Source organism: Flammeovirga sp. SubArs3 (assembly GCF_947387565.1).
GTDB lineage: Bacteria > Bacteroidota > Bacteroidia > Cytophagales > Flammeovirgaceae > Flammeovirga > Flammeovirga agarivorans.
Genome location: NZ_CANDOA010000005.1, coordinates 423,822 through 439,387, shown reverse-complemented (window position 1 = coordinate 439,387; position 15,566 = coordinate 423,822). Strand labels below are relative to the sequence as shown.

Annotated in this window: 4 protein-coding genes; all 4 read right to left on the bottom strand. The window is 36.9% G+C overall.

What is annotated here, in order from left to right:
• Positions 1 to 36: 36 nt before the first annotated feature.
• Entirely contained in the window at positions 37 to 2,226 is a 2,190-nt protein-coding gene (locus tag QL232_RS16425) for a glycoside hydrolase family 3 N-terminal domain-containing protein (protein WP_281614946.1), read from the bottom strand.
• A 159-nt stretch (positions 2,227 to 2,385) separates the two neighbouring features.
• On the bottom strand, positions 2,386 to 2,793 hold the full coding sequence (locus QL232_RS16420) for a hypothetical protein (RefSeq protein WP_281614945.1): 408 nt from the start codon (positions 2,791 to 2,793) through the stop codon (positions 2,386 to 2,388).
• A 118-nt stretch (positions 2,794 to 2,911) separates the two neighbouring features.
• Positions 2,912 to 3,973: a PorP/SprF family type IX secretion system membrane protein gene (locus QL232_RS16415; protein WP_281614944.1), complete on the bottom strand. Its 1,062-nt coding sequence runs from the start codon at positions 3,971 to 3,973 to the stop codon at positions 2,912 to 2,914.
• 1 nt (position 3,974) lies between these two features.
• Positions 3,975 to 15,077, bottom strand: coding sequence for a PKD domain-containing protein (locus QL232_RS16410; RefSeq protein ID WP_281614943.1), 11,103 nt, complete (start codon positions 15,075 to 15,077; stop codon positions 3,975 to 3,977).
• Between the last annotated feature and the right edge of the window lie 489 nt (positions 15,078 to 15,566).

The window sequence follows — 15,566 nt, the reverse complement described above, 5'->3', positions numbered from 1 at the left end:
TCAACATCTTATTGAAGAGTTCATCATTCACAAAAACTACTGCAATATTATTTCAGTTACAACTGGAGTTGCAGCACCCAATTCTAAACTTCTCTGACTTGGCAAAGCATTACCAATAGCAATACGATAGCTTCCCTTATACCATTCTTGCTTTCCATCATTATTATATAGAAGAAAATCATCAGAGTGAAGGTCGAACTGTATTCTTTTAATTTCACCGCTTGGTATATGTTTTTTAGTAAAAGCCTTTAAAATATATTTTGGAGTTTGGGGTGTAACTTTAGGAGGAATCAGATAGACTTGAATAACGTCTTCAGCATCTAATTCACCTGTGTTTTTTATATCAATAGAAAGGCGTAGTGTTTCTCCTCTTTTCAACTTCTTTGTTGATTGTGTGATACGCTGGTATTGAAAAGAGGTATAGCTTAACCCAAACCCAAAAGGATATTGAGGTTCATGTTCCATGAATTTGTATGTTCTACCTTCCATACTGTAGTCATCAAAAGCGGGCAACTGATCAATATTTTTTGGGAATGTAATGGGCAAATGACCCGAAGGAACGACATCTCCAAATAGAATGTCAGCGACTGCATTTCCTCCTTGTTCACCAGGATACCAGATTTGTAAAATAGCATCGCAATGCTCTTCAACATTTTCTAGAGTAACAGGACTGCCGCTGGCAACAATCAATACAATAGGGCCTTTACTGTGCTTTTTGAGTTCAGAGATATACTGTACTTGATTTTTGGGTAGAGATAATGAAACTCTATCACCTGTATTCTGAGACGCTATAGCATCCACTTCTTCGCCTTCCATATCCGCAGAAATCCCTACTACACAAATTGTAACATCAGATTCTCCTGCAACAAATGGAGCCCAATTTTTTGAATTTATATTGTCATGAAAGGGCAAAACACCACTTCTATAGTTAAGGGAAGTTCCTAAAGGTAGTGCATTGGCTATTCCTTCTAAAATTGTTATCATATTTGGACTAATACCATAATAACTTCCCATCAGCATATCCGAAGAATTAGCAAACGGGCCTGTAACATATGGGGTTTGCAAGTCTTTAGATAAAGGCAAGATGTTGTCTTTATTTTTTAGAAGAACAATGGAGCTTTCCGCAACTTTCTTTGAAAGTTGAACATGTGTTTCTGAGTGAATGGTTGAAGGGCTAATATTCCAATAAGGATTCAGTGCTTGACCGTCAAAAAGACCAAGTCTAAATCTGGTTTTGAAAAGTTGAGCCACTCTTTGGTGTAATAATTCTTCAGTGATGTATCCTTCTTCTAATGCCTTTTCTAGGTAATGATAATTTGTACCACAATTTAAATTAGTTCCAGCAAGTAATGCGGCAGCGGCACCTTCTTCGTATGTTTCTTTATAATGCATCCTTTGAGAGATGTTGTACAAAGCTCCACAATCAGAAGTGATGTAGCCATCAAAATTCCATTGTTTTTTTAGAATATCATCCAGAAGGTAGGTACTTGCGGTAGCTGGAACTCCATTGACAGCATTGTATGCTCCCATTACCCCTTCGACTTTTCCTTCAATAACTAATTGTTTAAATGCAGGTAGATAAGTTTCATTTAAATCTTTCGGTGATGGAGTAACATCAAATGTATGTCGTAAAGCTTCGGGCCCTGAATGAACAGCAAAATGTTTGGCACATGCTGCTGTCTTTAAATAGGTGGGATGATTTCCCTGTAAACCTTGGACAAATGCTACCCCCATTTCGCTAGTGAGTAAAGGGTCCTCTCCAAAAGTTTCTTGTCCTCGTCCCCATCGGGGGTCTCTAAAAATATTGACATTAGGCGACCAGAAGGTAATACCCGCATATTTCCCTTGATTGCCCTTTTGTTGTGCGACCATATACTTAGCGATAGCTTCATCTGATATAGCTTCCGCTACTTTTCTTGCAAGTGTAGTATCAAAGGTAGCTGCGAGAGCAATATTTTGAGGGAAAATTGTGGCTTTGCCGTTTCTCGCTACACCATGTAAGGCTTCATTCCACCAATTATATGCAGGAACTTGGAGTCGAGAAATTGCCGGAGCAGCATTCATCATCTGCTCGATTTTTTCTTTATTACTCATTTGCGACACTAAGATATCGACTCTTTCCTCTAAGGGAAGATTAGTATTATAAAAAGAAAAATCAACAGATTTATTTTGACCAAAGAGCGAGAAGACTTGGAAAAAAATAAAGACAAGTAGTAAATGTTTCATTAGTTCAATTCATATTCAATGACATAATTTTTTGAAATTAATATGCTCATAGATAGGATTGAGGGTACATTTTGTGATTGTCTATTTAATATCTAGTTCAATTCAATAAAAATGAAGGGGATGATAGGTAAAGCTAAATGATAGCAATGTCTAAGTTTCTTAAAGAAGATAGTTAAGAACAGCTTGCCAATCTTTAAATTGTTCGCTTCCAAAATGTATCAATTCACCTTCAAACTGATCAGCACCATTGGCATGAGGTCGGTCATCAATTAAATAATCTCCTTTGTTAAGGTGCTTGTTATGACTTAGAATTAACCTTTTCTTGAAATCATCTCCAAAATACTTTTCTATCCATAATCGTTTTTCTTTCCATGCATTGGGATTTGACCAAGGGGCAGTAGATAGAAAATAAACATTGTAATGTGAGGCTAGCTTTCTAATACTAGTAAGGGCATTTTCAATAGGAGACATTTCCAAAAAGAAGCCCTCTTTTGTTTTATTTTCTGAGGGTTGGTAATCCACAGTTACACCGTCTAAATCGATGTATAGAATCTTTTTATTATCCATGTGATTGGGTTTATGTTTTATGTTTCACTATGAAAATAATAGAGAAGAACGTATTGTAGATATGTTTTATAAAAAAGCTCTTCCAAAATATGGAAGAGCTTGAAAAGTGATATCAATATTAACGGTAGTTTCTTGGATCAGCTACACTAGGACAAGAGACATGGTTTCGTTTCTTGTATTTATCCTCCCATTTTTTCTTTTTATCCCAAGATGGGTAAATAACAATCGAATACTCATTCGTACCCATTGTATTTTGAGTAAGATTGGAAATGGTATAATCATAAGAATAACCGAACTCAAAATTATTGAAACGTACAGAGGTTCCGATTATAATAGCATCTCTATTTGATTCTTGTTGTGAATCGATAAATGTTCTATAGCCCAAAGAGCCACCAATGGTAATTTGGTTGTTTTTATACAACATCGTTTTAGAGGCATTTACGGTAAAATCACTCTGATAGATTCCTGCTTGAACCCTCAAAATAAAACTACCACCTACACTAACATCATTGCTGCTTAACTCTTTTAAGATTCCACCATGAACGGTATATCTAACATCTGGCGGTAAAAGAACATTATTGATATCATCGACTTCTTCTCCTGTTTGGAACAGGTGATGGGCAGCCACTCCAAACCATGTTTCTTTATTGGTCACTAATAAGCCAAACCCTAATTCAGGAAACCAATCTGAAAGCCCGTTGAGGTTCTGAGTAGGTGTTCCATTATTGATATCATCAATATTTTTGTATTGTGAACGGATTGCTTTATTAATAATACCAAGCTGTAAGGCCGGTTGTAAATACCAGGTTTTAGATAAGTTACCATGGTACATACGTTTTGGCTTATTCAACGGTATAACATAACCGATCACTCCAGATAAGTTGATGGTATTTAATCCATTGTGTCCTGCAATATCATTGGAAGCGAGAAAACCTACATTCAATTTTTGTAAGGTATTCATTTCAAAGCTTGCATATTGTGTTTGGTATCCACCATCAAGGTTACTCCATTGGTCTCTAACCCCCATTTTCCCTACAAAGGGACTTCCCGTCATACCTACCGTAGCTGGGTTGGTATACAAATTAGAGGTATTGTATTGAGAAAAAAGAGGAGACTGTGCATGGGATGTCTGATAAACAAACATCCCCATAAACATTAAATATATAAATAACTTTTTCATGTTAATCTGCTAGGTAAAGTTGAATGACTTCTTGTTCTTGTTTGACGCCACCCTCAAAACATCCAGTGTAATTGATAATTACTTGATAGATATCAGATGGAGCAGGTTTTCCAGAGAATTTACCATCCCAAGCATCTTCTGGATTGGTTGTGTAGAATACTTCATTACCCCAACGAGAATAAATTCTCATCTCGAAACTATCTACATATTTATATTCTAATTTGAACAAGTCGTTTTCCCCAGGGGTAGAGTGAGGGGTAAAGACAATAGTTTTGCCTTTATCAGACTCCAACATATCTATTTCAGGTCCACAGCAGTTAGTGACATCTATTTGTAATACATACTCACAACCTGCTTCTGTCACTGCTACAACCTCATAAGTACCTAGCTCATAAGCTTCATAAGTCGGTCCTGTTGAAACACTAGAACCTTCCCAGAAATAATACTTAAACCCTTCGGTTACTTGAATGGTAGCGGACTCATCATCATCACAAATAGTTGGGTAATTAGTTGCTTCTAAAGTAAGGTCATCCACACCGTTAAGCGTGATTGACTTTTCAACAGAACAACCTAATTCATTACTTACATATAAAGTATAAGTCCCAGTGATATTTGTAGAAAGGATATTGGATTGTGAAACCACTGTACCCAGTTCATTTTCCCAACTGTAGGTTTTGTAGCCAGGGTCAACAGCAATTTCAGTATCATCTCCATTGGCACAGATTAATGCCGTCTCAGGAAGCTCAATAACTACTTCTTGAACATTGACATAAATACTGGCTTCACTTTGACACCCATTCTTGTCAGTCGCCACAATAGAATACCATTGACTAACTGTAGCTTCTGGTTGAATTAACGCAGTTGTTTCTCCGGTACTCCATTCAACATCCACGGTTCTATCAGACTGATAGAATAACTCAAAGGTTTCTCCTTTACAGACTTGAAGAGTGTCCACATTACCATTAATACTTAAATCAGGGAAATCATTCAGTACTACTTGAACTTCTTGTTGGTATGTACAATTCGTCTCTTTCGTTGTATCTGTTAGAATAATCTGATAAAGTCCGCTTCGATCTGTTTGATAACTTTGGATATTCTTTGCAATAAGTTCGTCTTCTAAGAACCACTCTGAACGTATGCCCTCTAAACTTCTGTCCTCAATACTTAAAATAGTACTGTTGGCACAGATTGGACCATCGTAACCTCCAATACTAAATGTAGGTAATGCATTTAAGATGGCAGTAGCAGTATCTGACGCCACAAGACAGCCAGATTTGGTATCGATAACATGAACAAAATAATCTCCTGTTTCACTTACAGGGAATGTAATACCGTTAAATAATACATCATCGGGTTGATAGATATTATACCATTGGTATTCGTATCTATTTTGCTCGTCTACGATATTAATAGAAGCACGAAGAAGTGCATCTTCTGCATCCTGACAAGTCTCGATATCATTAACGGTAACTGTTGGTTTCTCATTTAACCAAATGTTGATGATCTGTTCAGAAGCACATTGTGTTGGCTTTGTAATATTGGTCATCGTTACTCGATATGCTCCGCTTTCATAGACTGTTACTTCATATTGATCTACAACCCATTCGATATTGTCTTTGTACCAAATCACTTGTACAGAATCTGAAGGTGTTTTATTGAGGTAAAGTCTAACTGTTTCATCACAAGTTGGTGCATCGTAGCCTAAAATTTTGAATGTAGGTGTATGGTCTACTTGAACTCTGGCAGTATCAAAATTACTACAACCTGAATTTTCATTAAAGGCTTCTACAGCATATACACCCGCTCTTTCAGCATAGTATATTCCATCAGTACTTAATACTGTTGATGGATCATCAATATTGTACCATCTATATTGCACTCCAGGTTCATGTTCAGGATCCTCTGCGATAAGTTCAGCAGGAAGATCTACAGAACAGACAGTGGTATCTTTTAGGTTCAATTGTGGAACAGGATATACCTCAACGTTGATCATCTCTGTTCTAGAACATAAAAGAGGATTATTTAAGTCTGTGACTGTGGCGTAGTAAACGCCAGCTTGGTTAACAACAATGGATAAACCATTAGGGTCTCCAATAAACGAATCACCAGACCATTCTACTTTTAGTCCACTAATGTTGGTGTTATCGACCATTAGAGTATCCATAGAATTACACAGTGGGCCATCATATCCAATAATTGAAAATTCCGGAGTTGGATATACCGTTACTCTAGCTGTATCTAAAACTACACAACCAGATCTAGTATCGGTAATTTCAGCAACATAACGACCATTTTTTTCAATTAGCAAAGTACCATCAGTACCAATAATTGTAGAAGGATCTGAAATAGACCACCATCTGTAAGTAGCCCAATCGTAATGACTAAGATCCTGAGCAATCAGATATACCGGCTCTCCATCATCACAAAGTTCTTTATCTTCTACATTGGCTACGAGTTCTTTTACAATATAGAATTCTGTATTTCCCGATAAGGTACACCCTTTATCATCTACAACTGTTAGATCCCAACTTTGTAGACCAACAGACATTCCAACAGTTGGAAGACATTCTGAAGTGACTTGTTCACCAGTATTTCTATTGGTCCACTGATAACTGAAATCTGATTTATTCGGTAATTCAATATCAAATTCAGGGCAGATGACATTACTATCATCAGTATCACAGAAGACACCATCTTGTGGTAAGTGAAGTTGATATTTGTTGACTTTTAGAGTATCTGTAAAAGTACACCCAGTGTTTTCATCAATGGCCACTAAAACATAATCACCTGCTTCATCTGCAGTGACACAAAGTTCATTGTCTTCAGTAAGGCGGTTTCCATCTTTAGTCCAATAAACAGTAGCCCCAATAATTGGATCCACACACACTTGCTCCGACCCTGAAATACAAATATTCAATGAATCAGGGAGGGCATCTTCAGGAATTGGTGTGCCCGTAACAATCACAAATTGAGTGTTTTGATCCTGACAATTGTTCTCGTTAGTGACTGTAAGTGTAACATTTTGAGAATAAGTAATCTCTGTAGTGACAGAAGCCGAAGTAAATATCTGACCGTCTTCAAATTCCCATAGATAAGAAATGACATTTTCAGAGGTAGAAGTTAGCGTAGTTTCTTCCCCGCCACATATCTGATCAGGGACATCAAAAGATGCTGTTGGGATCGCATAAATTTCTACTTCTTTACTTATTGTTCTCGAACAACCTATTACTGGATCTGTAGCTGTAAGGCTAACTGTAAATGGTCCGGTTGTACTGTAGAATTTTACTGGAGGAGTATATCCATTGTATGTTTCTCCATCTCCAAAATCCCAATAGTATGTATAACTACTATTTGAAGTATTGGTAACTTGTAATCCTTCAGTAATACAAATGGCATCTATCATTTCAAAATCTACTTCAGGAGAAGTTTTAATGTCTACATTTTGTGCAAAGTTATCAGAATGACAACCGTTATTAATAGACATGGTGATGGTATAATTGCCTGCCTCTTCATATACATACTGTAATGCGATACTATCTTCTATAATAGTACCATCTCCCATATCCCAAACGATCTTATTCTGTCCTAATAGTTGATTACTTGTGATGTTAACAGCAGTGCCTTCGCAGCCACTTTGAGGGGTGACATTAAATAATGCATGAAGTTCTTTTGGCTTCACCACAACGTTTTTACTCATTACAGTTGATCCACAATCACTAAAGGCCGTTAATGAAATAGTTCTAGTGATAAATTCTGAAGATTCATTGGTGTAGGCATGCTCTATTAGCCCTTTTTCTGTGGTAGTGAAAATAGGGGTTCCATCACCAAAGTTCCATTCATATTTAGTGGCAATACCTTGAGTGAAGTTGTACATTTCTGCTACCTCATCAGCACAAATTGTATCCTTCGAGACGATAAAGTCAACGATAGGCAAAGCTTTCACCTTAATAGAATCCGTAAACACTGAAGTACCGCAAATATTATTGACTGTCAGTGTAACATAATAAGTCGTATCGTTCAAACCTTCATTGATGTAGGTAATAGGTGAAGGATGCTCATCGGATGAGATAATACCATTCCCAAAATCCCAACGGTAGTTCATGGCATATCCTTCAGATTGATTATCAAATACTACATCCAATGGAGTACATCCACTAGGATCATAAGTCATAGTGAATAAAGCAGCAGGAGATTCTACTATTTGGATCGTTTTCGTAATGGATGTTTCACACCCCTTATCCGTAATAGCATACAACGTTACATCAATAGTCTCTGTAACAGAGGTAAACGTATGATAACCATCTTTTTCAGTAGATCCGCTACCATCTCCAAAATCCCAACGGTAAGAAACTGTATGCCCTGGAACATCAGGCGTATTATTGATAAAGACTGCTTCTGTATTGACACAGTAGGCAGCATCAGTAGCCAAAGTGAAATCAGGTGTAGCCAATGGAGTTACTCTTACCCATACTTGGTCTATTGTTGTACAACCTGTAGTAGGGTTCTTTGACGTAAAAGTGATTTCATAATTTCCAACGCCAACACTTTCAGGGTCAAAAATGATATTCTCATCATCAACGATTCCTTGTCCACTCCATTCTTCTTCATTACCATCAATATAAATTGCTGATGTTTTTGCTCTAAGATCAAAGGCAGGGTCATTGAGGCAGACTTCAATATTGTTTCCTGCATCAATCACAGGCATCTCATGTACAGTAATTACTTTTTTGTCTTCTACTCTACAACTACCGCTTCCTACAGTATAAACTACAGTGAATTCACCTGAGGTTTCAGGTTTAAAAGTACCATCAGCTTCTATGGTAGCACCTGCAGTTTCTACACTCCAAATACCTCCAGAAGGAGCAGCACCTTGCATTACTAGGGTTTCATCACCGATACACATTTCTTGCTCAAGACCTGCAGTTACATCTTCTGGATTGTTGATATTGACTTGAATCGAAGCTTTACTTTCACAACCTGTATCACTAATAAAAGTATAAGTTAATTCAATAATACCCACTGCACCGCCATTCTCAAGAACAGCTTTAGAAGGGTTGAAAATATTTCCCGAAACCCCTTTTCCTGACCATTGACCAAGTCCATCTGATGATGTAAATGGACCATATTGATCTAGATTGATATCTGAATCTGTATTACAAAAGTTAGTAGGTACTGTAGATAGATCTAATTGAGGTAGTTCATCTACAAATACATCAATACTTGCTGTTTGTTCGCAAGAAGATATTGCCCCATTGTATTTGAATTGATATTTATAAGTAAGCGTATAGGTTGTATTTCCTTGAGAAGGGGTAAAGATACCTTCTGTGGTGATATCTGTTCCAGACCACTCTTCTAATACAATATCTCCTTCACTAATATCATCAGGGTTTCTTGTAACGACCATGGTCTTTGATGAAAACTGACAGATGTTTCCAGGATCTGTAATGACCAAAGTAGGTAAAGGCTGTACAGTAATTTCCACAACGTCTGTTTCTGCTTCACAGCTCACATTACCGTTGCCTGTAGATTGTTCTACTTTCGCATGATAATTTCCGGATGTTGTTACCACTAGTCTGTATTCGTTTTCACCTTGGATTTCTATACCATCTTTAAACCAAGTGTAGATAAAGCTTGGATCTTGTGGAAGAGAAAGTTCTGCAAAATCATTTTCACAGATAACAGGAGCACCATGGGTAATAGTTATAGCTACCGATGGAAGATCAATTTGTTTTACTTCTTTAGCTTCGGATCCTGTCTGACACCCATTTATTGAGGTAACCACGACCTTATATTGCCCAACTGTTTTTGCTGTATATGTTTTAGAAGTTGCCCCTGTGATATCTTGAAAATTCCCAGAGTTATCTTCCTTTTGCCATTGGTATGCTACCGCAATATCAGATTCTGCAGTAAGTAAAGCAGAGATCTCTTGCCCATCACAGAATGATAATTGATCTGCAGCAATTGTTGCCGTTGGGTAGTTGTGTTCCTTAATTACTATTGGATCAGTTACTTTCGATGTACAACCCTCTTTTGTTACGATTAAAGTATAACTTCCAGCAGCTGTGGCAATTAATACTTTATCATTCGCGCCATTGATAATAACACCATCTTTATACCATTGGTAAGTATCCATGTCTGTTTCATTGGCATTGATTAAAACATTAATAGGTTCTCCCAAACAGTAATCGGTCGCATTTGTAGTTGAAATAGTAGCCACCGGAAGTTCTTTGATAATGATATCGACAGCATCAGAGGTCTCATTACAGCCTTCACCAATAGTGACATTTACTTTATAACTACCTGCTTTGCTTACATTGATTGTTTCTCCGTTACCAACAGGATCATCATTTTCGTCGACCCAAGTATAGGTTAAGTTATTGTCATAAGGAGTCACTTTTAGAACAACACTTTCACCATCACAGATCTCTTTAACTTCTACTTGTACATCATCGATCAAGACTACTGGTGCTTGCTCATCATATTGGGTGACAGTAATTTTAGTAGAAGCGATACAGTCATTATTAGTTTTCACTTCTAATTGATATTCGCCAACGCTCGTCACCGTTATTGTTTCATCTGTTCCTAATAAGGTCCCTTTTTCGTCAGTCCATAAATATTCGACATCAACTAGATCGCTAAGATTACTAATATTTGCTGTTAATTCAGTATTGATATCTTCATTTCCACACCAAACTACCTTATTTGAAAAATCTATAGAAACGATTGGTAATGGAGCAACAACTACTTCAACACGATCTGTATTTTGACAACCAGTATTCACATCTGTGACAGTTACTTCATATTCATAAGTATCCGCCATAGTCGTTAATGTGGGTAATACCGTTGGATTGGCACTACTTATATCAGATAAGTTTGGAGCATTTGCCGTTAACGCTTTCCATGTATAAGTGTAATTTGCAATCCCTGTAGACCCAATACTAATAGTACTTTCCTGACAAACCGTTTGATCATCGCCAGCATCCGCAATAACTACAGGGTGGTGTGAAATCGATAAAATATTAGAATAGACAATACATCCTTCAGTTGTCGTAAATCTAAGCTGATAATTGCCTATTTCTGTGCCGTTATAGTTCGCATTTGTTTCACCAGGAATGTCAACAAACTTCTTGCTGATATCATCTTCTTTTAGCCATTGGAAAGATCCTGCTTCTCCTGATGTACTTGCAGTGAAATTGGTAGAAATCACGTCTCCAATACAAAAAACACTTTCGTCTGCTGAAATGATTACTGTTGGTTTTGGTAAGATTGTTAGGGTTACTTCGTCAGGTATAGAAGTACACCCTCCACCATCAATAGTAATGAGCTTATATACTCCAGCTTCAGTAGCTGTAATTTCATTACTACCTCTAGCGATTTCTACATTGTCTTTGTACCAAATGTAATCATCGGCAGTATTCTGAGAACTGATGATGACATTGATATCTTCATCATAGCAAAATTCATTTTTAGCTAATGGAGTAATGACTGCTTGAACATCTGAGGCTTGAATAATTTCAAAATAATCAGAAGTAGATGTACAACCTTTGTAGGAAACTTGAATGGTATATCGACCTGCAGTCGTAGCAGTATAGGTTGGATTTATAGCTCCAGTTATTTCTACATCATCTAATAACCATTGGTAAGTCGTTCCTGATAAGGAGTGATCATTATTCGCTTCTAAAAGGAAGTTGGCATCACCACAAATTTCTATCGGACTTCCGGTTGTAATAATTTCAGCCACTGGAGTAGGATGGACTACCACAGAGAAATTATGTTTTTCACCATCACAGTTGTTTGCTGAAGAAGTGACTTCTACAATCACCGTTTGATCTTGATTGGTGTTATTGATAATTGATTCTTGAAATAGGGCAGTACTATTACCATCATTCGCTATTATAGAACCATCGTATTGTGACATGGTAAAACTTGGACTTTGGTTCGTCACTTTCCATGAATAATAGATTGGAGCGTTGATGATATCAGAACTTACATCTACTGAAGCATTTTCACCTGAACAAAATTCGGGTAATTGATTATTAATAGTAAAATCAACATGTGGTTGTACAGTAACGACAACTTCTTGTTCATCACCCAAACAGCCATTATATTCAGCATATACTCTATATTTTACTACCTGTGTTTGGTAGGTCTTATTCTCAATTTTTAATTTCCATAAGGTGGTAGAAGAGCCATCAGAAACCACTAAGTTTCCATTGTTTTCAATCACTTCCCAATAGAAAGTAGTATTCGCTACATCACCAGTTAATGAAATACTTTCTTCAATATCAGAACACAATTCAATAGCATCAATTGGTGCTAATGTAGGAGTGGGGTTTACTTCAATTGTCACTTCTTTAGGTAGACCTTCACAACCATCTGATATAGGTGTAATTTCATAAGTGACACTACCCATTACATAACTACTGTTGGTTAGCTTTTGCTGAATCGTATATAACCCATCTGTGACTGTAGCTTCTCCATCTGTAGCACCAGCAACATTAGTAATGTCTTTTACAATCCAACGATACGTAATGTTAGGTGAATTGATGGCTTCTAATGTTATTTCACTGTTGTCTTCAGAACAAATTTGTGGAGCTACGGCCTGAGCAGTAAAAGTGGGCAGTGGATTGATCGTCACTTTTCTTGTATCTGAATTGGTACAAGCATTGGCATCTGTAGCGGTTAGTGTTAATGTATATTCTCCGGTACCTGTCATTTGAGGATCGAAATAATAATCATTCCCATTCTGAACAATTCCGTCTCCACTCCAAACGCCATCTGATGGTGTAAACCCTGTAAGAAGTACTTTTTCATCTCCTTCACAAAGCGTAAGATCTTCTCCGGCGTCTACTTCTGGAGAAGCATAGACTATAATATCCACCGGCGGATCTGTTGGGCAACCATCCGTTAAGGAAACCCCTATATTGTAAGTTACTTTTTGGTCAGTTTTTGATGTATTAATTAATACTTGTTTGATAGCATTAACGGTACTGTTTGTAGTACCATTGATATTGCCATTTTCATAACCAATGACATTAGCATTATCATTAACGGTCCATGTATAGTTGATTACTCTTGTCGGATCATTTTTCCAATTATTATTGTCTTGACGGTTGTTTGGGTCGTCATCATTGATATCGTATTGGAAGACCGTTTCCAATACAATGTTTGTTTCTTCATTGGAACAGAAGGCCGTTTTTAAGTTGGTAGCATCAACATGCGGAATAGGTAATACCGTTAAGTCTGCAGATACGGCCAATTGACTTACCTCTCCATTTTCGGTATAATCTACGACTACAGAATAAGTATACTCACCGGCATACGTTGGGTGTACTTCAATACTCGATGAATTTGTGTTTGCAGGTAATCCTGCAGTAGCACTAGGCGTAGCGGTCCATGTGTAGGTGACATCAGTAACGTCAGGGTTACCAGAGAAATCTACTGTAGTGAGAGTTGAGGTTCCATCAAGACAGAAATTTCCGTCTGATACAGTAATAGTAATCACCTCTAGTTCTGCTTGATAAGTATGTACCACTTGCCCCACAGTTTCACTATACGCCACACATTTATAAAATCCTGCATGGGATTCATCACAGTTGAGGATCTCTAATGTAGTACTGTTCGCATTAGCTGATGTAGTTACTTTTGACCAACTATTATCTCCTTTGGGTTTATAGTACCATTGGTATTCGATGTCATTATTAATGATTGAACCTTCTGCCTTTGCAGTAAATTGTGCAGTCTCCCCGTAGCCTACTTTCTGTTTTTTAGGATCTTTTGTGATGTATAAATCATGAAATTCGGAGAAAAAACCATCTCTTGCACCATTATAATCTCTATCGTAAGCATCATCAGTAGCTATATTTTCATGGCTACTTGCCATCCCTGCAGTATAAATAGCATCTTTTGAGTTTAATGCGATGCAGAGACCTTCATCGGTAGCTGTATGTCCGAAGTATGTGGCCCAATTCACTGATCCATTAGAGTTGAATTTTGTAACATAGACATCTTTTTCACCTCCAAATTTATCTTGATAAATCACATTTGATGATGAAGAAATCAAGTTGTCACTTTCTGTAATTCCGGTAATGAAAATATTACCTTTTGAATCTATAGTAAGTCCTTGAACTGTTTCTACTTTTGATCCTCCATAATTATCAACTAGTGTTTTATTTTCATTTCCTGAAAACTGGTCAATCTTAACAATAGAGATACTCTTTTTGGTTTGCCCAGCTACATAAAGTTGGTTGCTGTTATACTCAATCTGGATAGGTTCGTCTTTAAAACTTGTAGAAAAATTACGCGCCCATTCGAAGGTATTGTTGTTATTTACTTTAGCTACAAATCCATCACTACTCAATGTTATCTGCCCAGAAGAAGAAGGGAATTTAGTATCATCATATAAATACCCTGTGATATATACGTTGGTATTATCCGTAGTCATATTAGATAAGAACTGTACATCACCTTCGATGGTTTGTTCCTTAATAAGTTGGCCATTGAAGTCAAAGGATGTGACAAATGCATTATTTGTACTCCCTCCGAAATAATGCCCCATCACAAATATTTGAGTATTCGTAATGCTAATATCAATACCATTACTTGTGGTGGCGGTGCCAAAGGTTTTTTCCCAAATGAGTGCCCCTTTGGAAGAAAACTTAGCCAAAAATGCTTGGTCTGACTTTGTACCCACGATGTAGACATCATCGTTATGTAACGCAATAGCGTTGCCTTCATCTGCATCTGCATTACCATAATAGGTACTCCAAAGGCGGGTTGTGCCTTTTTCATCCATTTTTACAAGGAATGCATCTGATAATCCGGTATTGGCCTCACCATTAATTGACTCTTGATGTGCACCACTACTAGCGATATTTGTATCACTAGAAGTTTTACCGATTAAATAAATTGAGCCATCTGATCCAATGGCGATGTCGCGAATTTCTTCGTCACCCACATACCCATAATATGATGCATTTTTCACATCTACTACCTTTCTCGGATCATTTTCAGTATGTCCGTCAGAAGGAAATTGGGCATGAACTGGGGCAAAGAAACTAAATACTATACTGCATAGTATTAAATAGTTACACTTGAAGTTCATTTGATACTTTCGTAAAGAATATTAACCTGCTTAAAAAGTTAGACAAGCTTGTTTGTTGTTAGGTAAAAATGCTTATCCGTGGTCTCAACAACGAAAATTATACCACAGAATAACATAATTTACATCCTCAAAACCTGATTTTATTAATCCATTGATAGTCAATAGCTACCTCTAACAATTAAGAAGTGAATAAATGTAAATATATATTTGTATTGCAAATTTATAGTTTCATAGAAATGAAGGATTGATCATTTCTATTGTAGTAGAGCTTTATCAGCTTACTTATCATTTTTATGGTCTTCATTATAAGCGAAATGTTGATAACAGATTTTTGTAAATATCACACAAAGTAACAATGTATTATTTTAAGGAGTAAACATGTGGATATAATAATTATTAAGTAACCAAGTGGATAGACGTTACTTCGTTTCATCACAATTGTTTTTTGTATTTCTATTTGAATAGTAGCTGATATAGCACTTCAAAAGG

Coding starts and splice junctions, on each gene's coding strand:
- QL232_RS16410 (WP_281614943.1), bottom strand. CDS start 15,077: ATGAACTTCAAGTGTAACTATTTAATACTATGCAGTATAGTATTTAGT.
- QL232_RS16420 (WP_281614945.1), bottom strand. CDS start 2,793: ATGGATAATAAAAAGATTCTATACATCGATTTAGACGGTGTAACTGTG.
- QL232_RS16415 (WP_281614944.1), bottom strand. CDS start 3,973: ATGAAAAAGTTATTTATATATTTAATGTTTATGGGGATGTTTGTTTAT.
- QL232_RS16425 (WP_281614946.1), bottom strand. CDS start 2,226: ATGAAACATTTACTACTTGTCTTTATTTTTTTCCAAGTCTTCTCGCTC.